Genomic DNA, 26236 nt, shown 5'->3' on the forward strand with positions numbered 1-26236 from the left:
AACAAAGATCAGTGCAAAACCGAAAGATTCGTGAGTAGAAATTCGCTAATACTCATACACTAGACCGTTGCCACTAATATGAAAAAACTGCTTGCAATAATGATAATTCTGAATTTGAACTCGTGTTTTATGTTCAAAGAAAACGGAATTGAAATGAAAGTTAAAAATGACTCGAGAGAACCAATAACAAACGTTGAATTTACTACGACCGAAAAACTGGACGTGATAAAAATTGACCGAATCGAGCCGAATGAAAGCGTGACTGAATTTTTATCGATGCGGAAAAATAAAACTGATGGAGCTTACTCGCTGACTTTTACTCGTGCGGACGGAAAAATGGAAATAAGTGGTGGTGGATATTATACAAATGGAGGCTCATTAGACCATTGGGTTGACTTTACTGTGAAAAACGACACAACCATTGTGAAATTTGATGGACCGATTTACTGAAAAATACTAGTGGCAACAATGTATAACCGCAATTACGGCGAATTCGACTACGTCCGAATCCACTCGGAATTGCGAGTGTCAGTACTTAATCGAAAAATAGTAATTTAAAACCCGTAACTGACGGTTATACGAGACCGTTACTACTTAATAAAAACTCATCTTTAAATTCTTCCAATTAAAGTCTAATACTTCATCTTAAACAGATAATTTATCTAATAAAAATAATAATTTAGAAAAATTATCTAATTTTAAACACAAGCACTGACTCATAATATCGTTTCTATTACTTTTGCGCGCTGAAATAGCAAATCAACATGAAATTACCATTAGAGAGCCAACAAAAGCTTGATATTTTAAAAGAACAATTAACTTCGGCTAGAGATACATTTTTAGGATATCCTGTATCTAAAGATTTTGATTATTCAGCATTAAGTGAATTCTTTCAATTTCCAATTAACAATTTAGGAGATCCTTTTGAACATGGTACGTATCGTGTACAAACCCATGAGATGGAACGTGAGGTAATTGCCTTTTTTGCTAAGTTATTTAGAGCAAATCCGAAAGATTTTTGGGGTTATGTTACCAATGGTGGTTCAGAAAGTAATTTATACGGTTTATATCTTGCCCGTGAATTATTCCCAAAAGCGATTGTGTATTATTCAGAATCGACACACTATAGTGTTCGTAAAAATATTCATTTGTTAAACATTCCTAGTATTGTGATTAAATCGCAACCAAATGGAGAAATGGATTATGAAGATTTTGAAAACACCGTGCGCATGAATCGTCATAAACCCGTGATCGTCTTAACTACTTTTGGTACTACAATGAAAGAAGCTAAAGACGATGTTGCCAAAGTAAAAGGGATTTTAAGCAATTTAGCTATTCAAGATCATTACATACATTGTGATGCTGCCTTAGCAGGTTCTTTTGGTCCGTTTATGCAGCCTCGTTTACCTTTCGATTTTATGGATGGAGTAGATAGTATTTCAATCAGTGGACATAAATTTATTGGTTCTCCAATTCCAACAGGAGTATTAATTGCTAAGCGTTCAAACAGAGATCGTATCGCTAAAGGGATTTCATACATTGGATCATTAGACACCACCATTACAGGTTCAAGAAACGGGCACTCACCACTATTCTTATGGTATGCTTTAAAACAATTAGGGGTTCAAGGATTACGTGACAGATATTTACACAGCTTAGAAGTTGCTGAATATTGTGAAGCTCAGTTAAAGTTTATTGGTGTAGATGCTTGGAGAAATCCAAATGCTATTACTGTGGTATTACCAAAAACACCTAAAAGTATTAAAGACAAATGGCAATTGGCTACTGAAGGTGAAGTATCTCACGTTATCTGCATGCCTAATGTAACTAAAGAACAAATTGATGAATTTATTAACGATATAAAAAATTGTAACGAACCAATTATTGAAGATGAATTTTCGTACGACTTCTCTTTAAGTTAAAACAAAACTATTTTATCATAATACCTACAAAGTCTAAGAAAACTCTTAGGCTTTTTTATTTTCAGTAATAAATAATTATTATTTTTAAATAATTTAGCTTCGTAAACTAGTTCAGAACATATAAATGAGTTTCAAAGAAAAAGTAATTACATATAAAGATCGAATAGTTTTCATCAAATTATCAATGCCTTTTTTCAATAGAACATTAAAGAGCTATGTTGAAGACGAAGCTTGTTTTATGTTTGTAAACAAAGGAGAAGTTGGTGTTAGAACTCCAGATGAATACCTTAAACTTAATAGAAATACCGCAATGATTGCGAAGTGTTTAAATTATTTTTTTGAACCAAGTAAGAATAAAGAAGTTTATAAGGATGGTGTAGAATCTGTGGGAATTTTTCTATACCCTTCTTTAGTTAAAGATTTATTTGATTTAGATATTTCTTTATCAAATCACCAAAATGATTATAACGTAAAACAAGTACAAGTTGATTTAATGCTTGATAATTTTAGACAAAGCATTGACATCTTATTAGAAAATCCTGAATTGGTTGATGACGGTATCATAAAAACAAAATTGAAAGAATTTGTTCAATTACTCATTAAATCTCAAAATGCCCCTTCACAATTAGATTTTTTAGCTGCTCTATTTAAGCCTAACGAAGTAGAGTTTAAAAAAGTTATTCAACAAAACGCATACGCAAACCTTACTATAAAAGAGCTTGCTTTACTAACTCATTTGAGCGAATCTTCTTTTAAAAGAAAGTTTAAAGAAATTTTTAATAATAGTCCTAAAAAATATCTTACTGAGAAAAAATTAAAACGAGCTGCAGAATTATTAAAATCTAGTAGTGATCGTATTTCTGAAATTGCTTATGATGTTGGCTTCGATTCTGTATCTACATTTAATAGAAATTTTGCTGATTTTTATGGAAAATCACCTTCAAATTATCGCTTGAACTAAATTGAGCAACTTTTGAACCAAATCGCGTTTTAAACAAAACCCATTCTCATCACCTTTGTATCACTAATTAAATACAAGGTTATGAACACTTCTAGAATTTTAAAATTTTATTTATTCGTTTCAGGATTAATATTAACTGCTATAGGTAGTTTAACAACATTTAACCCTGTAAATATCAAAGCTAATGAAGGTATTAATATTGCAGGTAATGCTAGCGCATTAAATGATGTTCGTTCATTTGGAATGCTATTATTAGCTGTGGCATTATTATCTTTTTTAGGAAGCTTTAAAAAGTCTTTAAGAAAATCAGCTTCCATAATTTCATTTCTACTTTTCTTATCCTTAGGACTGGGAAGATTATTAAGCATATTTATTGATGGAGTGCCTTCTGATGGTATGGTAAAAGCTACTGGACTAGAAATTGTTTTAGGTTTAGTTGGTCTTATACTTTTTATTTCAAATAACAAAAAACAATCTTTCTAAAACTAAAATAAAGATGAACAAAACAATATTAATAACAGGTGCCAATGCTGGAATTGGCAAAGAAACAGCAAGACAATTAGCTTTAATAAAAGATACAGAAATAATCTATTTAGCATGTAGAAATCTTCAAAAAGCTGAAGTTGCTAAAAGAGAGCTTATTGAAGCTACAGGAAGAGACATATTTAAAATTATAATTTTAGATGTTTCAAAACCAGAAACTGTAGAAAAAGCCGTTTCGCAACTATCAAACTCTATTGATGCATTAATAATGAACGCTGGTGGAACTGGAGGAAAAACTCCTGAAAAACTTACTAAAGAAGGTGTAACCGAATTAACAGCTAGTAATCTTTTAGGACATGTTGTTCTTGTTAATGAATTGATAAAACATAATAAACTAAATAATGTTGCCTTATTCGCTAGTTCAGAAGCCGCCAGAGGTATTCAAAAAATGGGAATGAATCGTCCAGATTTAAAGGAAAACTCAGTGGAAGAGTTTATTTCTATCTTTGATGGAACCAAGTTCAAAGGAAATTTTGATCCATTTCAAGTTTACGGATGGATTAAATATGGAGGCACACTTTGCATGAGTAGTATGGCTAGAAAATATCCAAAAATTAAATTCATAAGTATGAGTCCAGGAGGTACGAGAGGAACAAATGGTATGGATGATTTACCTTTTATAAAAAGGCTTTTCTTAAAACATATTGGAATGAAATTAATTATGCCTTTAATGAAAATGTCTCATTCTGTTGAAAAAGGAGCTAAGCGTTTTGTAGAAGGCATTAACAATCCTAAATTTAAAAGTGGTGTGTTTTATGCCAGTAAAGAAAACATCTTAACAGGTCCAGTAATAGATCAAAGTTCTATTTGGAAAGATTTAGACAATCATACTTTTCAAGATAATGCCGCTTTGGCAATTCAAAAGTTTATTTAAAAAAATAGCGACAAGAAACTTAATTCTAGTCGCTATTTTTTATTTCTTACACTCTATGATTTCAAATTTTTTGTTTGAATTTAAAACCTTAGTCTTATCAAAAAGCTTATTCAAATGTGTACTATAATTTAAATGCGAATTTGCTACTAAAACTAATCTCCCATTTGGTTTTAAGATTCTAAATACATCTTTAAAAAGAGAAAGTGTTACTTCAATATTGTTTTCGTGTTCAAAATGAAATGGTGGATTTGAAACTACTAAATCAAAAGAATTATCATATAGTTCCACTAATGTATCATTACAAACAAAATTCGTTTTCTGATTTTCTAAATTCAATTTTGATGACTCAATTGCTAAATTAAAATCATCTACTAAGGTGATTTTTGCATTTGAGTCTTGTTCAGTTACCCAACGAGCTATAACTCCATTTCCGGAAGCTAAATCCAACACTTTATTTTCATCTTGATGAATTTTTAAATGCTCAAGAAAAAACTGTGTTCCTATATCAATATTTCCAGATGAAAATACTCCGTAGTATTGTTTATATTCTTTACCCTTCCATTGAAAAGAATTGGTTAATTCTTTATAATCTGGAATAGGTTTTGGCTGTTTTAAGATTAGTAAACGAGCCTTTTTCCACGCTTTCGATTGCTCTACTTCTCCAAAATATTGTTCTGCTATTTTTAAATAAGAAGGAGAAAAATATTTGGTCATAAATCCACAAACAACTTCTGTTCTATCATCTGACGATTTATGGATTTGTTGTAAAAACAATTCGAATAATTCTAAAGACTTTGGAATTTTGATTAAGGCTAATTCAACTTTTTCTAAATTATCTAAAGAAGTTTTATATTCAATTTCAGTGGGAAAATTATTCAATTCTAAATTTTGTTGAATTGCTTTTTGCTGACTTGCATAATTCCAAATTGTAGTTATACTTTCGTTTTGAAATGTACAATTCCACACTCCAAATCTGTCATTAAAAGTATGAATTTTATTTACTCGTTTATCAGCTATATAATCTAAGACTAACAACTCCGCATTACTCCACGCACGCAACGATTTATCATCCGTTTTTGGATAACGCTCTAAATAATATTCTTTTTTATTAAAATTTAATACTGTTTCCAACAATTTCGTGTATTAGTTACAGCAAATTTAGATGTTTATTTTGTGGTTTGATAATATCTTAAAAACAAAAACGGTTCGAAGAAATTTTCGAACCGTTTTTATATAACTTAAAACTTCATAAAAAGATTAGCTTCTAATTTTGTAAGAAGTTTTATTAATTGCTTTTTTTATCTCAGATTCGGCACATTTAGTTTTATCAAACCAAACTGTTATCTCACTTTTCTTCACATTAGCTTTTAAGTTCACAAAACCATTTACTTCTTTTAGAGAATAATTTACAATTCCTATACAACAAGATTGATTAAATCCTTTTAATTTATAGGTTTTCTCTACAGTATTATTTGCTACAGTTTTTGTTTTTAATTCTGATTTTGTTTGTGATTTACTTTCACAAGAAGTAAAAAACAAAACACCGATTAATAACATTATAATTTTTATATTTTTCATTTTTATGTTTTTATAAATTATTGAATATATGGAAGTAGAAGAATAACAATTGTTAGAACTGCTACAAACCATAAAAACTTTTTAGATTGAAAAAAAGAAACTGTTTTCCTTTCTGTTGTGTTTAATTTAGATAATTGCTCGTATTGATTTACATCACAACATTCTTGTTCTTTTTTAGGGTAATATGCTCGGTATAAATTATACCCAATTGCAAGTAAGCTAAAGAGTATTAGGTAATTTTTTATACTTGATAACCAAATTAAGTTTGAAGCACTTACACCTAACATTCCTGCTAATGCCATTAAAGGTCCTACACAACAAGTACAGGCTGCTATTGCCACAATTACTGCGCTAATAGAAGATAGTAATGATTTCATAATTTAGGATTTAAAAAATTAGGTTAAAAACGAATCCAGAAATAATCATTCCGATTCCTATTGTTGTAAAAAAGGCGAAGATTAATTTTTTCTTCATTACTTTTTTTAATACTAAAGCCTCTGGAAAAGAAAGTCCTATAGAAGCCATCATAAATGCTATAGCGGTTCCAAGAGGAACTCCTTTACCTACCAAAGATTCTACTATAGGTAATACACCAACTGCATCTATATACAATGGAATTGCAAGAACAACAGCTAGAGGTACAGCGAACGGATTCGATTTAGAAATATAAGTCTCAAAAAATGACTGAGGAACATAACCGTGAATAAACGATCCTATTGCTAAACCTATAAAAATATAAGGAATTAGTTTTTTTAAAGTTTTTAAAGCTTCTGCATTTATTTCTGGTAAACGTTCTAGAAATGTTCTCTTATCTTTATCTATTTCAGTTTTATTTTCTCCTAATTCTTTTATCCAATCTGCTACATATTGAGCCATCCCTAACTTTTCTAAAACAATACCTCCTACTACTCCTAGAACTATTCCCGAAATCACATAAATAAGAGTAATTTTCCAACCATAAGAAACCCAAAATATAGCAATTGCTATTTCGTTTACTAACGGTGATGTTATTAAAAAAGATAATGCAATACCTAACGGAATTCTAGCTTGCATCATTCCTACAAAAAGCGGAATAGAAGAACAAGAGCAAAATGGTGTTATTGCTCCCAAAAGTGAAGCTAACACATTTCCTAAACCTGATTTTTTATTTCTCTCTAAATACACTCTTATTTTATCCATTGGTAAATAGCTAGTAATAATTCCCATTAGATAGGTTACTAAAATGACCAAAATGACAATTTCAGTAAAACCAATAATAAAATAGTGTAAAGAGCTACCGAACAAAGATGCTTCAGAAAGTCCTAGTAAATTATAAACCAAATAATCTGCTAGTTTAGACAGCAATTGTGTTAATGTTTCCATGTTGATAAGAATTATAAAATAGAAAGTAACTTTTCTTCTGTCCAATACTTTTTATAGTCATAGACTTTTCCATTCACAACAATTGAAGGAAACGTCATTGTTCCATAAACCATAGTATCTTTTAACTCAGAAAATTCTTCTATATCAACATTGATATTATTATTCTCAGCTACTTTTTCAATATGTGCTTTAATTGGTGAACCTGTTGCACAACAAGATGAGTGTAAAATTTTAACTTCAGTTTTCATGAGATTTGTTTTTAATTAAACTTCTCTACGAAGACTGAAACGGTATTAGAAAAGACACACTTTTTTATAATTATTTTTCATAAAACCCGAAAAACAACAACAAAACATTTATTTATAGCGTTTTATCTTTAAGCTTTTTTGAAGTATTTTGAAGAGGTTCACAAGATTCTTTTATAGAACAACCAATAAAATCACCTTGTTTATCGTATTCAATATCGCAACATTCAACAAACAAAGCTCTTAATTTTGTTCTTGCTCGTTGTATACGCATTTTTGTAGCGGATAGTCCTAAATCTAATTCTTTGGCAATTTCTTTTTGAGGAATATTATCTATATCACTCATTTTTAAAGCAACAGCATATTGTTTGGGTAGCATATTTATCATCGGAAGAACATAATCTTCTACCTTAACAAGAGATTCTTCATCATCTTTTATACTATTTAGCTTCCAATCATCATCTATGCTTACAGATAAATTATTCTTTGTAAAATAATCATATATAGCATTTCTACTTACCTGAAACAACCATGCTTTAACATTCTTTATATCTTTAGCCTTTTGGTGTGTTTCAACTAATTTAATCATTACTTCTTGTACTAAATCATCTGCTAACCGACTATCTTTAGTCTTCTTAAAGATATAAGCCCTTAGGTAATCGTAAAATTCTTGAACTACTTCATTAATATTGCAACATTCTTTTTTCATCATCTCTTTCTATTTTTATTGCATATAACCAACCTTCTAGTTAGTTTTTAATAACACTAGAATTAACATACATCTCTTCTAATCCATAAATCTTATCTAAAGAAGTTATATCTCCTGCTTTATTTCTTCTGAAAATGTGTTTCGATTTCACATCAGCAATAGACTGTTTTCCCATAGCAGCTACCATTTCTTTTACAGCGTCAATAGTTTTATCGTGGTAATTCTTTACACGGATGTTTTTATCTTCAACCACCAAAGCTTTTACTAAATCTTCATCTTGAGTTGCCACACCTACAGGGCAACTATCTAAATTACACTCACGTGCCTGAATACATCCTATACTCAACATAAAACTACGAGCCATAGCAATTATGTCTGCCCCCATAGCTTTGTATTTTACTACATCAAAAGCATCAACAGCCTTACCGCTAGCTACAATTTTTATTTGATTTCTTAAATTGTATTTCTGTAAAGTTTTATGTACAAAAGCTAATCCTTCTAATAATGGAGTACCTATATAATTCGTAAACTCTAAAGGCGCTGCTCCTGTACCTCCTTCTCCTCCATCTACAGCAATAAAATCTGGATAATTTTTAGCTTCAGAAAAAGCTTGTATCATTTCTTCAATTTCTTCATTATCTCCTACACAAAATTTAACCCCAATTGGTTTTCCTTCAGCCAATTCACGAACTCTTTGAATAAAGGCAATCATTTCTTCAAAATTAGAAAATGCATCGTGACCTGGTGGAGAATCTACTCTTGTATGCGGTTCTACTGCTCTAATTTTAGCAATTTCCTCAGTATTCTTTTTTGCAGGTAAAATTCCACCATGACCAGGTTTTGCTCCTTGAGAGAATTTAATCTCAATCATTTTCACCTCTGGTCGAATAGCATTCGCTTTAAAAATTTCATCGTCAAAAACACGTTTCCCATTAACTGTTTTTCCTGCTCCAAAATATCCTGTTCCTACTTGAAAAATTAAATCCCCTCCTTGTAAATGGTAAGGTGAAATTCCGCCTTCACCTGTATTATGTGCGAAATCTGCCATTTTAGCTCCTTGATTTAATGCCATAATCGCATTCTTACTTAACGAACCAAAAGACATTGCCGATATATTTATAATCGAAGCATCATACTTTTGCGTACACTTATCTGAACCTATCAAAACACGCTCTCCATCTATATGATGATGATCTTTTGGAAATAACGAATGCTTCACAAACTCATATCCTTTCTCATATACATCGTGTTGTGTACCAAACGGAATGGTTTCTGTTTCTTTTTTAGAACGTTGGTAAACAATACTTCTTTTTTCACGATTTATAGGAGTTCCATTTAAATCGTCTTCAATAAAATATTGCTGTATCTTTTCTCGTTCCTCTTCAAAAACCCAACGTAAACGAGCAATTACTGGAAACGATCTCCATAATGAATGTTTATCTTGAAAAGCATCATACAATCCGATAATTAATAAAACAGCAGTTATAGAAAATAGAATAATATTACCTGTGTGTGGCATAAAATATACTAATACTCCGCATAAAACGGCAGCTAATATTAGTATTGCTAAAATTGTGTTTCTCATTTTTGTTAGTTTTGAATATGCAAAATACAGTTTTTTGTGTATAAAAAAAGCTCTAACCGTAGTTAGAGCTTCTTTATATTTTGATACTACAAAATTACTTTTTGAATTTTGCGTATTTGTTTTTGAATTTATCGATACGCCCTGCAGTATCTACTAACTTAGACTTACCAGTGTAGAATGGGTGAGACGTTCTAGAAATTTCTAATTTGATTAATGGATACTCTACTCCTTCAACCTCTAAAGTTTCTTTTGTGTTTGCAGTAGAACGAGTTAAAAATACATCTCCGTTAGACATATCTTTAAATGCTACCATTCTATAATTTTCTGGATGTATACCTTTTTTCATCTCTGTATGTTTTTAAAATCTTTTATTTTTGGCTGAAATATTTAAAAGTTGGTAAATCTTTGTAATATTTCAAAAATCAAAAAGCTGCAATGGCGATTTGAGGGTGCAAATTTAACCCTTTTTTTTAATTTGCAAACAAAAAAATTGCTTTAATTTGTAGTAATTCAATATAAAATTCAGAAAATCTAAAAATACTCATGCGTACATACAAACTTTTTGCACTTGCATTAGCAACAATCACTGTAACTTCTTGTAGTGAAACTGGTTATAAATTTAAACTGAGTACCACTAAAAAAACTACTTTAGGCAAAAAAGCTGCTATTAAGTTTGAACAACTTGAAGGAAACAAAGCCGATTCTGTTCATATATACGTAGACAATAAACGAGTAAATAAAAACGAAACTAGTTTAGCTTTAGACACAGACAAATTAGGTTTAGGAATGCATACAGTTTCTGCTTTAGCATTCTTTCCTGGAAAGACAAAAAAAGAAAAGGCTTCTATCGAAGTATTAGCTGATAAAGCTCCAAAAGTTTATGGATATAAATTGATTAATACTTTTCCGCACGATAAAGAAGCATATACTCAAGGTTTAGAATATAAAAATGGATTTTTATACGAAACTACAGGAAGAAGAGGAGAATCTTCTCTTAGAAAAGTAGATATAAAAACTGGTGAAGTTTTACAAAAAATAGATTTAGATAAGAAATACTTTGGTGAAGGTATGACTATTTTAAACGATAAAATTTACTGGTTAACATGGCAAGCTCGCAAAGGTTTTATCTATGATTTAGAAACTTTTAAACAAATAGGTTCTTTTGATTATGACAACAGTCACGAAGGTTGGGGACTAACTCATAGTGATTCTAAGTTAATAAAAACTGATGGAACCAATAAAGTATGGTTCTTAAATCCTGAAAATCAAAAAGAAATTAAAAACGTTCAGGTTTATACAGATAAATATCCTGTAGACAAGTTAAATGAAATTGAATTAATTAACGGAAAAGTGTACGCTAACAAATGGCAACAAAATTCTATTTTAATTATTAATCCAGAAACTGGTGCTGTTGAAGGAGTTGCAGATTTAAACGGGTTAAAAGACTTAGTTACAAAAGATCAAAAATTAGAAGAACAAGATGATGTTTTAAATGGAATTGCCTATGATGCTAAAAACAATCGCTTGTTTGTTACGGGTAAACACTGGGGAAAATTATTTGAGATTGAGCTAATTGAAAAATAATATTCTTCTAAAGAATAGGTTATATTTACATACATTATTTTATTTATGAGATACCTATATACCCTTCTTATTATTTCATTTGTAATAGTTACTGCTTCTTGTAGAAAAGATTTTTCTACAGTACCTAGTTTTGGAGAATTAAAATTTTCTAAAGACACCGTTTTTTTAGACACTGTTTTTACCAATATTGGTTCTGCAACTTATAACCTAAAAGTATACAACAGAAGTAATAAAGCAATTACAATTCCTGAAATTAAATTAAAAAACGGAACTTCTTCTAATTATAGATTGAATGTAGATGGAAAATCAGGAAAAGTCTTTCCAGATGTAGATATTCTTGCCAACGATAGCATTTTCATTTTTATTGAAACTACTATCAATTTTAATAATGTTGCTGATCCTTTATATACCGACCAAATTTTGTTTGATAATGGAAATAATCAACAAGATGTAGATTTGGTTACCCTTGTAAAAGACGCTCATTTTATTTTTCCTGGTAAAGAACCAATATCTATGAAAATAGATAGTTTAACTTTAGACGGAAAACCCACACGAATTAAAGGTCGTTTTTTAACCGATAGCGAATTAACATTTACCAAAGACAAACCTTATGTAATTTACGGTTATGCTGCGATTCCTGAAGACAAAACACTAACTATTGAAGCAGGAACAAAAATACATTTCCATAGAAATTCTGGATTAATTGTAGATAAAAAAGCCTCTTTAAAAGTAAACGGAACATTAAACGACAAAGTTACTTTTCAAGGTGATCGTTTAGAACATCGATTCGACAAAATACCAGGGCAATGGGGAACTATTTGGTTACGCCCCGGCAGTAATGATAGTGAGATTAATCATGCTATAATTAAAAATGGAATTATAGGAATATGGGCAGATAATATCGATAATGCTACCTCTTCTACGCTAACCTTAAAAAACACGGAGATATACAATAACTCTAATTATGGAATTTTAGGAAGAAGTACCAATATCTTAGGAGAAAATTTGGTTATTGGTAAAAGCGGGCAATCATCTTTAGCTTGTACTATTGGTGGCACTTATAACTTTACACATTCAACCTTTGCAAATTATTGGAACAGTAGCTTACGTGATTTCCCCGCTGTAATTGTAAATAATCATTTTACTTACAAAAATGACAATGGACAAGAAGTTACTGAAACCAAAGATTTAAACGCTGCCAATTTTACCAATTGCATTATTGAAGGAAATAATAATATTGAATTTATTTTAGATAAGGTTGATGGAAGTGTTTTTAATTACAATATTAGAAACTGTTTGATTCAATTTAACGATATTAACAATGCATTAGCGAATAATGAAGAAATGAATTTTGGCGACACAAACCATTATCAAAATATAATTATTAACGGCAATCCTAATTTTAGAGATGCTAGTAATGAAGATTTAATTATTGGTAAAGACAGCGATGCAATTAATAAAGCAATTAGCACCCCTGTTTCTTTTGACATATTAGGAGTGAATAGAACTACGAATCCTGATATTGGCGCATATCAACATATAACATTCGATTAAATCGACTTAACAAGTAATTATAACCACTAAACGATTAAAAACTTTAACTCAACGAAAAACTGAAGAAAAAACTTCACTCTGTAAATATCTTTACAACATAATGTTTCATTGATTATTGTGATTAATTAGTTTGGTTAGTTAAAAAAGAGTTATCTACTTAAAGTAAATAACTCTTTTTTTTTATTCTCTATAAATGGAATTTGGTTAGTTATCTTTTGACAAATTATCTTTCAATACTTTTTCAAACATGCTAACCTCATCAACAAAAATTGCTAGTGACTTTGCTTTCTTTTTAAAACCATAGAATCCATTAAACTTTATTTCTTTATTAAAATGTAGTATTATATTATGTCCTCCAGACCTTCCAATAGGGGAGAAAAATTTAATTATTGATTTTTCTGGTATATCTTTCGTACTTAACTCAGTCTTCTCTATACTACTAAACGGAATAATTGCATTTGATAAAATTCCGAATCGTAATACTAATTCTTCTTTTTGTTCATCAATATAAATAGGTCTTTTCGATAATGATCTTAGCACTGCAATTACCTGTAACATTGTATAAGCACTTAATATTCCTAGTACAATAGATCCCCTAACATTACCATGCTGCATCATTGAATGTGTCACAAACATTTCTACCACTACCACTAATAAAAAACCTAGAATTACACTCGTTGCCATTCCATCTTTATGATAGGTAAATTCGTTTTCTTTAAGTGTTCTTTTCTTCCAATTAAACAATCCGTAGTAAACAACAGAGATTTCTGATGCAAAAACAGTTCCAAGGCCAAAGGGTAAAATCTCATTACAAACTTGCTGCATTAGCTCAAAAAAATCTTTAGAATCATCATTACTCTCTCTTATTTTTTTTATTGCTACTCTAGTTTTTACTATCACAAAACCTATCAACAATAATTCTATTACAGGTAATAAAAGGGTTTTAAATTTTGAAAAAGAACCTTGATACTCTTCAGGAATTAAGATAGTTATTAAAACAAAACCTAATAATGCAATTGAGATTGTTGTTTTATTAGAAATAGATGTTTTTCTAACAATAAAAAAGTACACTAACGGAATTGTCACCAAAAAATCAATAATAACAAATGACGATAACTTTGGAATAAATAATGGTGATTTTAATAATACAACTAATGACAAAATCATTAATAATGGAACTCCAAAAACTAAATATCTCTTATTAAAATTAATTGTATTTCTCATCTGTTTTTGTTTTATTTATTAGTAGAAATAATGAAAAGGTTGTTACATGAATTTGAGATTACTTTTCCTGTTTATACACCTTTCCATCTTTCATTACAAAAACTACATTTTCCATAGTATGTATATTCTTTGTTGGATCTTCGTTAACAGCTACTATATCAGCTAAAAACCCTTTTTTAAGTTTCCCTATTTCATTTTCCATTTTCAATATCTTGGCATTAGTAACCGTAGCGGCTTGAATAGTTTCCATAGCAGGCATTCCTGCTTCTACCATATAACCAAATTCTTTTGCGTTGTTTCCATGTTTGAAAACTCCAGCATCTGTACCAAAAGCAATTCCAACTCCTTTTTTATATGCTTTAGCAAAAGTTCCTTGAATTTGAGGTCCAACAGCCAATGCTTTAGGCACAACTATTTCTGGATAAAATCCTTTCACCTTCGCTTTCTCTTCAACTTCTTTTCCAGCTGTGATTGTTGGTACTAAATAAGCATCGTATTTTTTCATCAACTCCATCGTTTTATCACTCATATACGTACCATGTTCTATGGTTTTCACACCACCTAAAACAGCTCTTTGCATTCCTTCGTCTCCATGAGCATGAGCTGCTACATGCATTCCGTAATCTTTCGCCATATCGCAAATTGCTTTCACTTCTTCTAATGTAAACTGCGGATTATCTCCACTTTTTGCAACACTTAACACTCCTCCTGTAGCTGTTATCTTAATACAATCAGCTCCGTTTTTATAACGTTGACGTACTGCTTTCTTAGCATCTTCAACACTATTTACGACTCCTTCTTTAGGCCCAGGATTTCCTATTAATTTTCTACTACTTCCATTTGTTGGATCTGCATGACCTCCTGTAGTTGCTAACGATTTTCCTGCAGTAAATACTCTAGGCCCAGGAATTTTACCAGCTTTAATCGCTTTTGCCAATGAAATATTAACTCCTGTTCCTCCTAAATCTCTTACCGTAGTAAAGCCCTTTAACAAGGTAGTTTTAGCAAACCCAACCGAGTTATACGCTCTGTCAGCTTCATTTAATACGTATTTTTCTAATCTTGTTTTTGGGCTGTGCTCACTCTCAATATGAACATGCATATCTATTAACCCTGGCATTACCACTTTATCTCGTAAATCTATGGTTTTTGAAGTTTTATCTCTTGGCATTACATAGCCATCAAATACATTTGTTATTTTATTTCCATTTACAACTAAAGTTTGTTCCTTCTTTATATTTCCTTTTTCAGTATCAATCAATTTTCCACATAAAATATAGGTGCTTTGTGAATTGATTTGAATTGCAGTAAATAGTAATGTAAGTAAAAAGCTTAGTTTTTTCATCTTAAAAAGTTGGATTAATCTGTTAAATGTATAAAAATTTTAAGTAGCTTGCTCTTTATTTTACACGATTTGAATGAAAAATATTGTTATTACAGGAACCAGTAGAGGTATTGGTTTTGAATTAGCTCAACAATTTGCAAACGAAGGTCATAAGGTTTTGGCTTTATCAAGAAACACGAAACCTTTAGAAACTGTTAACCATAAAAACATCACTACCATTTCTGTTGATTTATCTTCAGAAAACGATATTAACAAAGCTGTTGATTTCATTAAAAATGAATGGAATAAAGTAGATATTTTAATTAACAACGCAGGTAAGCTCATCAATAAACCTTTTGAAGAATTAACTACTCAGGATTTTGAAGAAGTTTATAAAGTAAATGTTTTTGCGGTTGCTGAGTTAACTAAAAACTTACTTCCGTTTATGAACAAAGGAAGTCATGTAGTAACTGTAAGCTCTATGGGCGGAATACAAGGTAGTGCTAAATTTGCAGGATTAGCAGCTTATAGTTCTGCCAAAGGAGCCGTAATTACCCTATCTGAATTATTAGCTGAAGAATATAAAGAGCAACAAATAGCTTTTAATGTATTGGCTTTGGGTGCTGTACAAACAGAAATGTTAGAAGAAGCTTTCCCAGGCTATATAGCTCCATTATCTGCCAAAGAAATGGCTAATTATATCTATGATTTTGCTTTAAGAGGAAATAAATTTTACAACGGAAAAGTTTTACAAGTTTCTAGTTCTACTCCTTAAATTTTGAAAGAAACACTAATTAAATACATTCCTGAAAAAGCAATTCCATTGGTTGAATATTTGATTAACAAACATAAAGTGCATTTAAAAATTGTTAATCAAAGACAAACAAAACATGGAGATTTTCGTCGTTTGCCTAACGGACAAATGCAAATCACGGTAAATAACAATTTGAATCCGTATCAATTTTTACTAACGCTTATTCATGAAATAGCACATCATGTTACTTATACTAAATTTGGCAAAGTACAACCGCATGGAAAAGAATGGAAAACTGTTTTTCAGCATTTAATGTTGCCTTTTTTACAACCAGAAATTTACCCAAAAACTATACTTCCTTTTTTGGCGAATTATTTAAAAAATCCGAAAGCAAGTACCGATGCCGATGCTAAATTATCATTAGCTTTACGAGAAGGTAAGGCAGAGTCGGGAAAGAGTTTTATCTTTGAAATCCCAAACGGAAGCACTTTTCAGTTTAAAAACACCTTATACAAAAGAGGAAATAAAAGAAGAACTCGTTATGAATGCTTAAATTTAAGCAACAAACAAGTGTACCTTTTTAATCAAAATGCTGAAGTAATTTTAGTAACAAGTTAAAATATAACTCCGAATTAAATTCGGGTAGTTAATGATGAGAAGCTGAAACAAATTCAGCTAAACAAAACTTAAACAATAATGAATAATAATTATTACGCAGTAATTATGGCTGGTGGCGTAGGCTCAAGGTTTTGGCCTGTAAGCACCGAAGAATATCCGAAGCAATTTCACGATATGTTAGGAACAGGACAGTCATTAATTCAAAAAACTTTTGATAGAATTCATTCTTTAATTCCTTCAGAAAATATATTAATTGCTACTAATCAACGCTACAAGGAACTGGTTTTAGAACAACTTACGAAAACTTCAGAAAACAATCTGTTATTAGAACCTGCAATGCGTAATACAGCACCTTGTATTTTATATGCTGCTTTAAAAATTTATGAGCAAAATAAAGATGCAGTGATGTTAGTTGCTCCTTCTGATCATTGGATAGAAAATGAAGCTGAGTTTTTACAGAACATAGAAACCTCATTTAAAGCCTGTTCTGAAAATGACATTTTAATGACTTTAGGAATTCAACCAAACTCACCAAATACAGGTTATGGATATATTCAGTTTGAAGATGAGAATTCTAACATAAAAAAAGTAAAAAATTTTACCGAAAAACCAAATTTAGAAACTGCTGAAAAGTTTTTAGCAAGTGGTGATTATTTATGGAATGCCGGAATTTTTGTTTGGTCTGCTAAAAGTATCATCAAAGCTTTTAAAAAACACCTACCAGAAACGATTGATATTTTAGACGATAGAAACAACGTTTATAATACCGATTTTGAAGACGATTTTATTAAAAGTAACTATGAAAAATGTGAAAACATTTCTATCGACTTCGGAATTATGGAACGTGCTAATAATGTACACGTGCTTCCTGTTGATTTTGGCTGGAATGATTTAGGTACTTGGGGTTCTTTATATCAAAAACTCAATAAAGACGCTCAACAAAATGCTGTTGTTGGCGCTAATACATTATGTAGAGATGCTAACGGAAATATGATTAGTACTTCAACTGGCAAAAAAGTTATACTACAAGGATTAAGCAATTTTATAGTTGTAGAAAAAGATGATGTAATTTTAATTTGTCCAAAAGAAGACGAACAAGACATTAAACAAATAGCTGCAGAAGCAAAAGAACTATAATAAAAAAGAGAAAGTTTAAACTTCCTCTTTTTTATTTATTTTATTAATGATTCGAAAAACGGAAAATAATACTCAACCATATAACTTCCTCTTTTTTCTCCCAATACATTTTCTTTTCCGTCTACAACGATTATAGCAGGAAAAGAATCTACCACATGTTGTTCTTTTAATTTTTTGTTATACTTTCTAGCCTCTTTACTTACCAAATCTCTATTTCTAGGAAAATCTGCCATATACAGCACCATATTTTCATCAGAAAAATCTTTGAATTTTTGAGTGTGAAATAATTTTTTATCTAACCTAATACAAGGTCCACACCAATCAGATCCTGTAAAGTAAATCAACAATGGTTTCTTTTCCTTTTTAGCTTTTTTCAGTGCGTCTTTATACGAATCAACCCAGTTTAAATGAATTTCTTCTTTTACTAATTCAGTTTCTTGAGAGAATCCTAAAAATGAAACAAACATAAATACGCTAAGGAAAATAACTTTCTTCATTTTACTAAAAATTTCATGATTTAAAAAATTAAACAATAATACTGTTTAACTTATCCTTTCAAATTTATCAAAAAACATACCAACTTCAAAACAACTAAATGTTTATCGCTTTTAAGATTAAAGAATTAAATGCTTCTACATCATCAATAATCTGGCTTTTTATTCCTAAATAATAAAGAGAATTAATGCTATTCTTAAGTCTCATGTAATCTTTTTCAGTCGTTAGCAATAACTTATCACCTTCTACTTTCTCTTTAATTGAATTGATTTCTTTCTCAGAAAAATTATGATGATCTGGAAAGTCTAGGTGTGTAAATTTTATATTTCTAGTAGCTAAAAATTCTAACAACGGATTTGGATTTGCAATCCCCGTAACTAATACCACCTCCTTATTTTTAATTGATTCTAACGGAATTACTTCTGCTCCTTTAACAACCTCATCGTAAACAATTGTGCTAAAAAACACTGGTTTGTTTGTTTTTAAACTCTTTAAAATCTTCTCTCTTTCTTCTTTAGAAATATCGCTAGGGCATTTGGTTATTACAATAACATCTGCTCTATTTGCTCCTTTTCTATTTTCTCTTAAATTACCTGTTGGCAACAAAAAATCATTGGTATATAAGTCGTTATATTTAGTAAGTAACACATAAAAACTTGCTTGTACTTTTCTGTGTTGAAAAGCATCATCTAATAAAATTACTTCTGGAGCGTTTTGCTGTTTTAATAAGTTTTGAATTCCGTTAACTCTATTGGCATCTACAGAAACAATAACATCATCCTTGTATTTTGTATAAAATTGTAATGGTTCGTCACCAACATCTAACGCAGTATGAGTTTCATTAACAATTTGAAATCCTTTTGTTTTTCTTTTATAACCTCTACTTAAAACTGCTAGATTAACTTTAGATTTTAAAAGTTCAATTAAATATTCAATTTGAGGAGTTTTTCCAGTACCACCAACATTCAAATTTCCAACAGCAATAACTGGAATATCAAATTTTGTTGATTTAAATATTCCTCTATCATACAAAACATTTCGAATTGTAGTAACTATATCATACAATATAGCAAACGGAAAAAGTAAAAAACGAATCAGTTTCATTAGCACGAAAATACATTAAAAATAGTAAATTTGGTTTCGATTAATACGAGAATATGACAATTAGAGAAGTTACAAATTATATAGAAGAATTAGCTCCTTTAGCCTATGCTGAAAGTTTTGACAATGTAGGCTTATTAATAGGAGATTACAATGCTAAAGTCAATGGTGTTTTGGTTACTTTAGATACTTTAGAAGAAACCGTAGATGAAGCAATTGCTAATAATTGTAACCTAATTGTAAGTTTTCATCCGATTATTTTTAATGGATTAAAGCGTTTAAATGGTAACAATTATGTAGAACGAGTAGTGTTAAAAGCAATTCAAAATAACATTGCTATTTACGCAACCCACACCGCTTTAGATAATGTTAACAACGGAGTTTCTACTAAAATGTGTGAAGTTTTAGGACTAACTAACTGTAAAACACTTATCCCTAAAAAAGGCATCATAAAAAAACTAACTACTTATGCTCCAACTGAAGAAGCAATTGATTTAAGGCAAGCGTTATTTAATGCGGGAGCAGGAAGCATTGGTAACTACGATAATTGTAGTTTTAATGTAAACGGAAAAGGGAGTTATCAAGGGAACGAAAATTCTAATCCGACTGTTGGTGATAAAGGACAACTAATGTTTGAAGATGAAACTTGTATTACAATTACTTTTGAAGCTTATAAAGAAGCAAAAGTTTTGAAAGCTTTATTTGAAAATCATTCGTATGAAGAGGTTGCGTATGAAGTGACTACGTTAGATAATACACATCAAAATGTGGGAATGGGAATGATTGGTGAATTTTCAGAAGAAATGAATGATGTATCCTTTTTAAAATATGTGAAAAAGACTTTTAAAACCGATTGTGTTCGCCATTCAGCATTGCTAGACAAACCGATTAAGAAAGTAGCTGTTTTAGGGGGCTCGGGTAGCTTTGCTATTTCTAACGCTATAAGAGCAGGTGCAGATGCTTATATAAGTGCCGATTTTAAATATCATGAGTTTTTTAAAGCAGAAAAAAAGATATTACTAGCTGATGTTGGACACTATGAGAGTGAACAGTTTACAAAAAACTTATTAGTTGAGTATCTTAGAAAAAAAATTAGTACTTTTGCAATTATTTTAAGCGAAAAAAGTACAAATCCAATATACTATATTTAACAGATGGCAAAAAAAGAAGTAACTGTAGAAGAGAAATTAAGAGCCTTATACGATTTACAATTAATCGATTCTAGAATCGACGAAATTAGAAACGTTCGTGGTGAATTACCTTTAGAAGTTGAAGATTTAGAAGATGAAGTTGCCGGATTAAACACTCGTTTATCGAATTTAGCAGAGGATGTATCGAATTTAGAAACTGATATTAGCAACAAAAAATTAGCTATTGAAGAGTCTAAAACATTAATTGCTAAGTACGCTGAACAACAAAAGAACGTACGTAACAATCGTGAGTTCGATTCTTTAACAAAAGAAGTTGAATATCAAGAGTTAGAAATTCAATTATCAGAAAAAAGAATCAAAGAATATAAAGCAAAAATTGCTCAGAAAAACGAAGTTATTTCTAACACTAAAGAGAAATTAAAGCAGCAAGAATCTCATTTAGATCACAAAAAGAATGAGTTAGATGCTATTTTAAAAGAAACTGAGAAAGAAGAAACTTTATTAAGACAGAAGTCAGAGGAGTTTTCTCAAGCAATAGACGCACACTTATTAAACGCTTACAAAAGAATTCGTAATAAAGTTAAAAATGGTTTAGCTGTAGTTGCAATTGAGCGTGGAGCTGCTGGTGGTTCTTATTTTACTATTCCACCACAAGTACAGTTAGAAATTGCTAACCGTAAAAAAATTACTATCGACGAGCACAGTGGTCGTATTTTAGTTGATCCTGCTTTAGCAGCAGAAGAAAAAGAAAAAATAGAAAGTTTATTAGCTTAATTTTTAGCTTAAAAATATTTTTAAAAAGCTCTCGAGAAATTGAGAGCTTTTTTTATTGGCTTATAAGTAAAGAATCGTTTTCTTTTTCGTCTTAGCTAGCATAACTAATACATTATGAAATTTCAGAACAAACTATTCTTTTTATTAGCTTTAAGTAGCTCACTTACTTTTTCACAAATAACCAAACCTAGTTTAAGTCCAAAAATAAAAACCGAACAACATGTTGGACTCGCTAAAATAACTTTAGAGTATGGACAACCCAATGCTCAAGGGAGAACAATTTTTGGCTCCTTAATTCCTTACAATAAGTTATGGAGAACTGGTGCTAATGCATCAACAAAACTAACTACAAATAGAGAAATATATGTATCTGGTAATAAAGTACCAGCAGGTACTTATGGGATCTATACTATTCCTACTAAAAAGGAATGGACTATAATATTACACAAGAAAAGCAATTTATGGGGAGCTGGAGGATATAATAAAGAAAATGACTTTTTACGTTTTAAGATTACTCCTCAAACATTAAAAGACAACATAGAAACTTTTACAATACATTTTGAAAATTTTAATACTAATGGAGCAGATTTGGTTATTGCATGGGAAAACACAAAAATGAAGATTCCTGTTTTTGTAGATACTGATATGTTAATTTTCCAAGAAATCGATGATAAAATAAATAAAGGTACCGGAAAAGTTAACGCACAAACCTACTTTGATGCTGCTCAATTTTATTATCATAAAAACACAAAATTAGACCAAGCTTTAAATTGGTTTCAAAAAGCAACTGAACTAAGACCAAATGCTTTTTGGTATGAGTATTACAAAGGCGAATTAGCTTATAAAATGAAAAAATATAGTATTGCCAGAAACAGCGCTACAAAATGCTTAAAAGCTGCTGAAAACAGCAAATCATCTGATTATGGATACATAGCCAAATGCAGTTTACTGTTGAAAGCTACTGAAAAGCATTAATAAAAAAATCCCAGAACAAATTGTTCTGGGATTTTTTATTTATATAAATATATTTTAGTAATCTAACTTTTTAAGATAGTCTAATTTTAGCTGCCAAATATCCAATTCATTCTTAAACTCCTGAATACCTGCACGTACATTTTTCACTAAAGGGTTGTCTTCTGTTGCATTAGAAATGAAACTTAAATTATTTTCTAATTGTTGCATTTCTCTAACAGTTTCATCAATTTTCCTTCTAATGAATAATTGCTCACTATCAAGTTTTCTGTAATCTTCTTGAGATAGATATGTATCGACAATGTTTTTAAACTTCATCATTTCAATATCTTCTCTCCCTAGATTTAACTTTTCTAAATGTGAATCAATTGCTTTGTTAAATTTACCATCTAAGTGACGAGCATTTCTTGGTAAGAAACCTAATTCTTTCCATTTACTCATTGCTTCTTGTACTTGTTCTAAAGTAACTCCTTCTTGAGCTTTAAACTCATCTAAAAACTCTTTCTTCGTATCAACAACAGCTTGTTGCTCTTTGTTTAGTTCATTTTTGTGCGCATGTAATCTGTCAAAGTAGTAATTACAAGCATTTTTAAAGCGATTCCAAATATCATCTGAATATTTTCTTGGAACATGACCAATCTTCTTCCAATCTGCTTGGATACGCTTCATTGTATTGGTTGTTTCATTCCAGTCCTCACTATCTTTAATACTCTCAGCTAATTCAACTAAAGCCATTTTTTGCTTTAAGTTAGAACTCTGAGCACTCTTTTCTGATTTATAAAAGCTATTCTTAGATGTATTAAACTTCTTAGTGGCCGCCTTAAATTGTTGCCACACAGCCTCACTTCTATTGTATGGAAGTTTACCTATATCAAAATACTTTTTACGTAAAGCTTCTATTTCATTAATGCTCTTTTGCCAATCATTGTGGGTTTTATTCCCAGAAGTATCGTAAGCATTAATCTCAGCAACTACTTCTAACTTAGCATCAATCATATCTTGGTATTTAGACTTTAATTGTCTAAAATACTCATGCCTTTTATCGTGAATTTTCTTTGTTGCGGTACTAAAACGAGTCCAAACTTCTTCTCTGTGCTCTTTACTTACAGGACCTATTTCTTCTTTCCACATTTTATGCAATAGCTGCAATTCTTTAAAAGCTACATTTACATCTTTTACATTTGCTAAAGCCTCTGCTCTATCAATTAACTTAATTTTTTCTTCTAAGTTATGTTTAAAGTCTAACTCTCTAAAGTCTTTATTTAAGTGAAGTAAATCATAAAATCTTTCTACGTGATGATGGTATGTTTTCCAAGTATCATTGTAACGAGTTTTTGGAACTGGCCCTACACTTTTCCAACGATTTTGAATTTGTTGGAAATCATTATACATTGTTTTAGGATCAGCATTAGTAATTAAGTTTTTCAACTCTTCAATTAAAGTAACTCTTTTTTCTAAATTCTCTTTTAATTGTTTTTCTAATTGCGAGTAATAAGTATCTCTTTTTGATTTATACTCTCCTAATAACTTGTTATATTCTATTTTGGTTGGATTAGAATATTGAAAATCGATAGTGTTTCCTCCTTCAGCTAAAAAAGCTTCTTTCTTTTCTGCTAAAAGTTTTCCAAACTTAGCATTAAACGAATTTTTAATAGCATCTACATTGGCTTTTAACTGTTGAACTGGATGAGCCTTTAGCAACTTACTTAATTCTGTTACTAATTTTTCCAAATCCATCGATGCATAATCTAACATCGGAATTTGGTGTTTCTCATCTTCTTTTTCAGCATCTTGTGCTACTTCATTTTCAACTACATCAACCGCTTTTTCTACTTCGTTTAATTCTTGTGAATTTGTGTTTGTTGTTTGCTCTACGCTTTCGTCGTTATTGTCTAACATGTCTACAATGTTTAAGTTCCACTAATAAAGGTCATAAAGATAATCATTCTTAGAAAACAGCAAACTTATTTTAGAAGGAAAACGACGATTTTTTTGTAGGAACTAAACTTCATTACGAATTCCAAATCTCCCAAGCTTTTTCTGCTTGAAGCTCTAACATTTCTAATCCATTTTTGGTTGTAGCACCTTTCTCTATCCCTTTTTGAAGAAATGTAGTTACTTCTGGATTATAAATCAAGTCGTACAATAAATGATTTGATCTTAAAAATTGATATGGGATATCTGGGCATCTTTCAATATTAGGAGAAGTTCCTAATGGCGTACAATTAATTATAACCGTGTGCTTTTGTAGTAACTCTTCTGACAATTCTTTGTAACTAATTCCCTTTTTTGAAGACGGATTTCTAGAAACAAACTTATACTTAATGTCTAACTTTTTAAGAACATACCCCACAGCTTTTGCAGCACCTCCTGTTCCTAATATCAATGCTTTTTTGTGATGTTTTTTTAATAGTGGAAGTAATGAATGCTTAAATCCGTACACATCTGTATTATACCCTTTTAACTTTCCTTTTTTGGTAATTTTTATCGTATTAACTGCACCTACTTTTAATGCTTTCCTATCGATTTTATCTAAATAGTTGAAGACTTCTAATTTGTACGGAATGGTAACATTCATTCCTTTTAAAGTAGTTTTGTTTTCTTTTATTTTCTTTGGAAGATCAGCAATAGATTCAATATCAAAATTTATGTATTGATGATTCCGTAAGTTTAATTTTTCAAACTTTTTTGAAAAATAATCTCTTGAAAATGAATAGGCAATATTTCTTCCTACAAGAGCAAAAAGTTGTTTATTTTCTTTTTCTTCCATAATAATCTATTCCTAAAATTAAAAGAATTCCAAATACAATAAAGCCTACTGCAATCCATGTTTCTTGCAAAGAAAAATCTGGAATATAACGTTGATAATTTTCAACGATCTTATTTCCTTTTTTATCAAGTAAATGTACTCCGTTTTCTATTTTGTAAATAGTATTTTTCCAAGGCCATACGATTCCTAAAGAGCCTGTAATAAAGCCAATGATTAGCGCAGTAACTATTTGATGCCATCGTTTTAAAACATACCCTAACACGTGAGAAATTGAAACCAATCCGAATGCTGACCCTAAAGTAAAAACGCCAATAATTTTTAAATAACGAACTTTTACTACATCTTTTAACACATCAAAATTACCAGAAAACAATTGAGTAATTACATTACCAAACACATTTACACTATCAACTAAAAGTAGCACATAATTTCCTAATAAAATAAGGATAAACGAACCAGAAAGTCCTGGTAAAGTCATACCTGAAACTCCTATTATTCCGCATAAAAAAACAAACCATAAGTTGTCATTTTCTTTGGCAGGAGTCATAAAACTAATTGCTAATCCAACAGATGCTCCAATAATAAGTGCTAAAACGTTCTTTAGTTTCCAATCTCCAAAATCTTTAGAGATATAGTAAATAGAGCCGATTATCATTCCAAAGAACCACGCCCAAACATAGAGTTCGTAATTTTTTAGAAAGTAATCTAAAATTAATGAAACACTAAAGTAGCTAAACATACTACCTAGCATTACAAAAATTAAAAATTGAATATTGGTATACTGTGCAAAACTTTTAAATCGACCGCTAAAAAGCAGCTTAAAAGCTTTACCATTTATACGTTGAAAAGTAAAGATTAACTCTTCATAAAACCCCATTACAAAAGCAACCATACCACCAGAAACACCAGGAACTTTATTAGCTCCTCCCATAGCTAATCCTTTTAAAAAAAGATTAACTTTTTGCATTAGTGATCGCTCTTTATACATTTGGTTTAGTT

Annotated in this window: 28 protein-coding genes; 13 read left to right on the forward strand and 15 right to left on the reverse strand. The window is 30.4% G+C overall.

From position 1 onward, the window contains the following. Nucleotides 1–129: 129 nt before the first annotated feature. From WH52_RS07910 to WH52_RS07930, 5 genes are all read left to right on the forward strand, one after another. A complete protein-coding gene (locus tag WH52_RS07910; protein WP_143592105.1) occupies nt 130–450 on the forward strand; it encodes a hypothetical protein in 321 nt (106 codons plus the stop codon). 314 nt (nt 451–764) lie between these two features. After that, a complete protein-coding gene (locus WH52_RS07915; protein WP_086030417.1) occupies nt 765–1922 on the forward strand; it encodes a histidine decarboxylase in 1158 nt (385 codons plus the stop codon). A 124-nt stretch (nt 1923–2046) separates the two neighbouring features. After that, nucleotides 2047–2883 carry a helix-turn-helix domain-containing protein gene (locus tag WH52_RS07920; protein ID WP_086030418.1) on the forward strand — a complete coding sequence of 279 codons (837 nt, stop codon included), beginning with the start codon at nt 2047–2049 and terminating at the stop codon, nt 2881–2883. Between the two features lie 81 nt (nt 2884–2964). Beyond that, nucleotides 2965–3366: a DUF4345 domain-containing protein gene (locus WH52_RS07925; RefSeq protein WP_086030419.1), complete on the forward strand. Its 402-nt coding sequence runs from the start codon at nt 2965–2967 to the stop codon at nt 3364–3366. A 13-nt stretch (nt 3367–3379) separates the two neighbouring features. Further along, complete coding sequence (locus WH52_RS07930) at nt 3380–4300, forward strand: SDR family NAD(P)-dependent oxidoreductase (protein ID WP_198938412.1); 921 nt, start codon at nt 3380–3382, stop codon at nt 4298–4300. Nucleotides 4301–4339: 39 nt separating this feature from the next. Here the strand turns inward: WH52_RS07930 and WH52_RS07935 are convergent, their stop codons facing one another. The 8 genes from WH52_RS07935 to WH52_RS07970 all read right to left on the reverse strand — a co-directional run bounded on the left by WH52_RS07935 (nt 4340) and on the right by WH52_RS07970 (nt 10125). Then, nucleotides 4340–5431: a class I SAM-dependent methyltransferase gene (locus WH52_RS07935; RefSeq protein WP_086030420.1), complete on the reverse strand. Its 1092-nt coding sequence runs from the start codon at nt 5429–5431 to the stop codon at nt 4340–4342. 126 nt (nt 5432–5557) lie between these two features. Beyond that, nucleotides 5558–5878, reverse strand: coding sequence for a heavy-metal-associated domain-containing protein (locus WH52_RS07940; RefSeq protein ID WP_086030421.1), 321 nt, complete (start codon nt 5876–5878; stop codon nt 5558–5560). Nucleotides 5879–5895: 17 nt separating this feature from the next. Continuing rightward, complete coding sequence (locus WH52_RS07945; RefSeq protein ID WP_086030422.1) at nt 5896–6255, reverse strand: mercuric transporter MerT family protein; 360 nt, start codon at nt 6253–6255, stop codon at nt 5896–5898. Nucleotides 6256–6265: 10 nt separating this feature from the next. Continuing rightward, nucleotides 6266–7240 (reverse strand): permease, encoded by a 975-nt coding sequence (locus WH52_RS07950; protein WP_233131535.1) that lies wholly within the window; start codon nt 7238–7240, stop codon nt 6266–6268. An 11-nt stretch (nt 7241–7251) separates the two neighbouring features. Continuing rightward, nucleotides 7252–7488, reverse strand: coding sequence for a thioredoxin family protein (locus tag WH52_RS07955; RefSeq protein ID WP_086030423.1), 237 nt, complete (start codon nt 7486–7488; stop codon nt 7252–7254). Nucleotides 7489–7600: 112 nt separating this feature from the next. After that, complete coding sequence (locus WH52_RS07960) at nt 7601–8197, reverse strand: sigma-70 family RNA polymerase sigma factor (protein ID WP_086030424.1); 597 nt, start codon at nt 8195–8197, stop codon at nt 7601–7603. Between the two features lie 37 nt (nt 8198–8234). Beyond that, complete coding sequence (locus WH52_RS07965) at nt 8235–9779, reverse strand: FMN-binding glutamate synthase family protein (protein ID WP_086030425.1); 1545 nt, start codon at nt 9777–9779, stop codon at nt 8235–8237. A 94-nt stretch (nt 9780–9873) separates the two neighbouring features. After that, nucleotides 9874–10125 carry a type B 50S ribosomal protein L31 gene (locus WH52_RS07970; RefSeq protein WP_047789607.1) on the reverse strand — a complete coding sequence of 84 codons (252 nt, stop codon included), beginning with the start codon at nt 10123–10125 and terminating at the stop codon, nt 9874–9876. Between the two features lie 197 nt (nt 10126–10322). On the opposite strand from WH52_RS07970, the gene WH52_RS07975 reads away from it, so the two are divergent. Both WH52_RS07975 and WH52_RS07980 read left to right on the forward strand, forming a co-directional pair. Then, nucleotides 10323–11363, forward strand: coding sequence for a glutaminyl-peptide cyclotransferase (locus WH52_RS07975; RefSeq protein WP_086030426.1), 1041 nt, complete (start codon nt 10323–10325; stop codon nt 11361–11363). Between the two features lie 45 nt (nt 11364–11408). Continuing rightward, nucleotides 11409–12917 carry a hypothetical protein gene (locus WH52_RS07980; protein ID WP_086030427.1) on the forward strand — a complete coding sequence of 503 codons (1509 nt, stop codon included), beginning with the start codon at nt 11409–11411 and terminating at the stop codon, nt 12915–12917. Between the two features lie 204 nt (nt 12918–13121). On the opposite strand, the gene WH52_RS07985 is transcribed toward WH52_RS07980, so the two are convergent. Next, nucleotides 13122–14141 (reverse strand): hypothetical protein, encoded by a 1020-nt coding sequence (locus tag WH52_RS07985; protein ID WP_086030428.1) that lies wholly within the window; start codon nt 14139–14141, stop codon nt 13122–13124. A 58-nt stretch (nt 14142–14199) separates the two neighbouring features. After that, entirely contained in the window at nt 14200–15486 is a 1287-nt protein-coding gene (locus WH52_RS07990) for a metal-dependent hydrolase family protein (RefSeq protein ID WP_086030429.1), read from the reverse strand. 73 nt (nt 15487–15559) lie between these two features. Here WH52_RS07990 and WH52_RS07995 point away from each other — a divergent pair, with 73 nt between their 5' ends. The 3 genes from WH52_RS07995 to WH52_RS08005 all read left to right on the forward strand — a co-directional run bounded on the left by WH52_RS07995 (nt 15560) and on the right by WH52_RS08005 (nt 17974). Then, nucleotides 15560–16240, forward strand: a complete 681-nt coding sequence (locus tag WH52_RS07995; protein ID WP_086030430.1) for an SDR family NAD(P)-dependent oxidoreductase — start codon at nt 15560–15562, stop codon at nt 16238–16240. Between the two features lie 3 nt (nt 16241–16243). Continuing rightward, nucleotides 16244–16837 (forward strand): SprT-like domain-containing protein, encoded by a 594-nt coding sequence (locus WH52_RS08000; protein WP_198938414.1) that lies wholly within the window; start codon nt 16244–16246, stop codon nt 16835–16837. A 78-nt stretch (nt 16838–16915) separates the two neighbouring features. Beyond that, nucleotides 16916–17974 carry a mannose-1-phosphate guanylyltransferase gene (locus tag WH52_RS08005; RefSeq protein WP_086030431.1) on the forward strand — a complete coding sequence of 353 codons (1059 nt, stop codon included), beginning with the start codon at nt 16916–16918 and terminating at the stop codon, nt 17972–17974. Between the two features lie 35 nt (nt 17975–18009). On the opposite strand, the gene WH52_RS08010 is transcribed toward WH52_RS08005, so the two are convergent. Both WH52_RS08010 and lpxK read right to left on the reverse strand, forming a co-directional pair. Beyond that, complete coding sequence (locus WH52_RS08010; protein ID WP_143592107.1) at nt 18010–18471, reverse strand: thioredoxin family protein; 462 nt, start codon at nt 18469–18471, stop codon at nt 18010–18012. A 94-nt stretch (nt 18472–18565) separates the two neighbouring features. Further along, a complete protein-coding gene (gene lpxK / locus WH52_RS08015; RefSeq protein WP_086030433.1) occupies nt 18566–19573 on the reverse strand; it encodes a tetraacyldisaccharide 4'-kinase in 1008 nt (335 codons plus the stop codon). Between the two features lie 53 nt (nt 19574–19626). Here lpxK and WH52_RS08020 point away from each other — a divergent pair, with 53 nt between their 5' ends. From WH52_RS08020 to WH52_RS08030, 3 genes are all read left to right on the forward strand, one after another. Next, nucleotides 19627–20721, forward strand: coding sequence for a Nif3-like dinuclear metal center hexameric protein (locus WH52_RS08020; protein ID WP_086030434.1), 1095 nt, complete (start codon nt 19627–19629; stop codon nt 20719–20721). Nucleotides 20722–20724: 3 nt separating this feature from the next. Beyond that, nucleotides 20725–21495, forward strand: a complete 771-nt coding sequence (locus WH52_RS08025) for a zinc ribbon domain-containing protein (protein WP_086030435.1) — start codon at nt 20725–20727, stop codon at nt 21493–21495. Nucleotides 21496–21609: 114 nt separating this feature from the next. Then, nucleotides 21610–22470, forward strand: a complete 861-nt coding sequence (locus tag WH52_RS08030) for a DUF2911 domain-containing protein (RefSeq protein WP_086030436.1) — start codon at nt 21610–21612, stop codon at nt 22468–22470. A gap of 54 nt (nt 22471–22524) precedes the next feature. On the opposite strand, the gene WH52_RS08035 is transcribed toward WH52_RS08030, so the two are convergent. The 3 genes from WH52_RS08035 to WH52_RS08045 form a co-directional block, all read right to left on the reverse strand. Beyond that, a complete protein-coding gene (locus WH52_RS08035; protein WP_086030437.1) occupies nt 22525–24366 on the reverse strand; it encodes a DUF349 domain-containing protein in 1842 nt (613 codons plus the stop codon). A gap of 112 nt (nt 24367–24478) precedes the next feature. Next, nucleotides 24479–25237 (reverse strand): shikimate dehydrogenase family protein, encoded by a 759-nt coding sequence (locus tag WH52_RS08040; protein ID WP_086030438.1) that lies wholly within the window; start codon nt 25235–25237, stop codon nt 24479–24481. Next, entirely contained in the window at nt 25218–26225 is a 1008-nt protein-coding gene (locus WH52_RS08045; RefSeq protein ID WP_086030439.1) for a DUF368 domain-containing protein, read from the reverse strand. Before WH52_RS08045 ends, WH52_RS08040 begins: the two co-directional genes overlap by 20 nt. Between the last annotated feature and the right edge of the window lie 11 nt (nt 26226–26236).

Origin of the sequence: Tenacibaculum holothuriorum (assembly GCF_002120225.1) — a bacterium.
Lineage (GTDB): Bacteria > Bacteroidota > Bacteroidia > Flavobacteriales > Flavobacteriaceae > Polaribacter > Polaribacter holothuriorum.

Coding starts and splice junctions, on each gene's coding strand:
- WH52_RS07910 (WP_143592105.1), top strand. CDS start 130: ATGTTCAAAGAAAACGGAATTGAAATGAAAGTTAAAAATGACTCGAGA.
- WH52_RS07915 (WP_086030417.1), top strand. CDS start 765: ATGAAATTACCATTAGAGAGCCAACAAAAGCTTGATATTTTAAAAGAA.
- WH52_RS07920 (WP_086030418.1), top strand. CDS start 2,047: ATGAGTTTCAAAGAAAAAGTAATTACATATAAAGATCGAATAGTTTTC.
- WH52_RS07925 (WP_086030419.1), top strand. CDS start 2,965: ATGAACACTTCTAGAATTTTAAAATTTTATTTATTCGTTTCAGGATTA.
- WH52_RS07930 (WP_198938412.1), top strand. CDS start 3,380: ATGAACAAAACAATATTAATAACAGGTGCCAATGCTGGAATTGGCAAA.
- WH52_RS07940 (WP_086030421.1), bottom strand. CDS start 5,878: ATGAAAAATATAAAAATTATAATGTTATTAATCGGTGTTTTGTTTTTT.
- WH52_RS07945 (WP_086030422.1), bottom strand. CDS start 6,255: ATGAAATCATTACTATCTTCTATTAGCGCAGTAATTGTGGCAATAGCA.
- WH52_RS07950 (WP_233131535.1), bottom strand. CDS start 7,240: ATGGAAACATTAACACAATTGCTGTCTAAACTAGCAGATTATTTGGTT.
- WH52_RS07955 (WP_086030423.1), bottom strand. CDS start 7,488: ATGAAAACTGAAGTTAAAATTTTACACTCATCTTGTTGTGCAACAGGT.
- WH52_RS07960 (WP_086030424.1), bottom strand. CDS start 8,197: ATGATGAAAAAAGAATGTTGCAATATTAATGAAGTAGTTCAAGAATTT.
- WH52_RS07965 (WP_086030425.1), bottom strand. CDS start 9,779: ATGAGAAACACAATTTTAGCAATACTAATATTAGCTGCCGTTTTATGC.
- WH52_RS07970 (WP_047789607.1), bottom strand. CDS start 10,125: ATGAAAAAAGGTATACATCCAGAAAATTATAGAATGGTAGCATTTAAA.
- WH52_RS07975 (WP_086030426.1), top strand. CDS start 10,323: ATGCGTACATACAAACTTTTTGCACTTGCATTAGCAACAATCACTGTA.
- WH52_RS07980 (WP_086030427.1), top strand. CDS start 11,409: ATGAGATACCTATATACCCTTCTTATTATTTCATTTGTAATAGTTACT.
- WH52_RS07985 (WP_086030428.1), bottom strand. CDS start 14,141: ATGAGAAATACAATTAATTTTAATAAGAGATATTTAGTTTTTGGAGTT.
- WH52_RS07990 (WP_086030429.1), bottom strand. CDS start 15,486: ATGAAAAAACTAAGCTTTTTACTTACATTACTATTTACTGCAATTCAA.
- WH52_RS07995 (WP_086030430.1), top strand. CDS start 15,560: ATGAAAAATATTGTTATTACAGGAACCAGTAGAGGTATTGGTTTTGAA.
- WH52_RS08005 (WP_086030431.1), top strand. CDS start 16,916: ATGAATAATAATTATTACGCAGTAATTATGGCTGGTGGCGTAGGCTCA.
- WH52_RS08010 (WP_143592107.1), bottom strand. CDS start 18,471: ATGAAGAAAGTTATTTTCCTTAGCGTATTTATGTTTGTTTCATTTTTA.
- lpxK (WP_086030433.1), bottom strand. CDS start 19,573: ATGAAACTGATTCGTTTTTTACTTTTTCCGTTTGCTATATTGTATGAT.
- WH52_RS08020 (WP_086030434.1), top strand. CDS start 19,627: ATGACAATTAGAGAAGTTACAAATTATATAGAAGAATTAGCTCCTTTA.
- WH52_RS08025 (WP_086030435.1), top strand. CDS start 20,725: ATGGCAAAAAAAGAAGTAACTGTAGAAGAGAAATTAAGAGCCTTATAC.
- WH52_RS08030 (WP_086030436.1), top strand. CDS start 21,610: ATGAAATTTCAGAACAAACTATTCTTTTTATTAGCTTTAAGTAGCTCA.
- WH52_RS08035 (WP_086030437.1), bottom strand. CDS start 24,366: ATGTTAGACAATAACGACGAAAGCGTAGAGCAAACAACAAACACAAAT.
- WH52_RS08040 (WP_086030438.1), bottom strand. CDS start 25,237: ATGGAAGAAAAAGAAAATAAACAACTTTTTGCTCTTGTAGGAAGAAAT.
- WH52_RS08045 (WP_086030439.1), bottom strand. CDS start 26,225: ATGTATAAAGAGCGATCACTAATGCAAAAAGTTAATCTTTTTTTAAAA.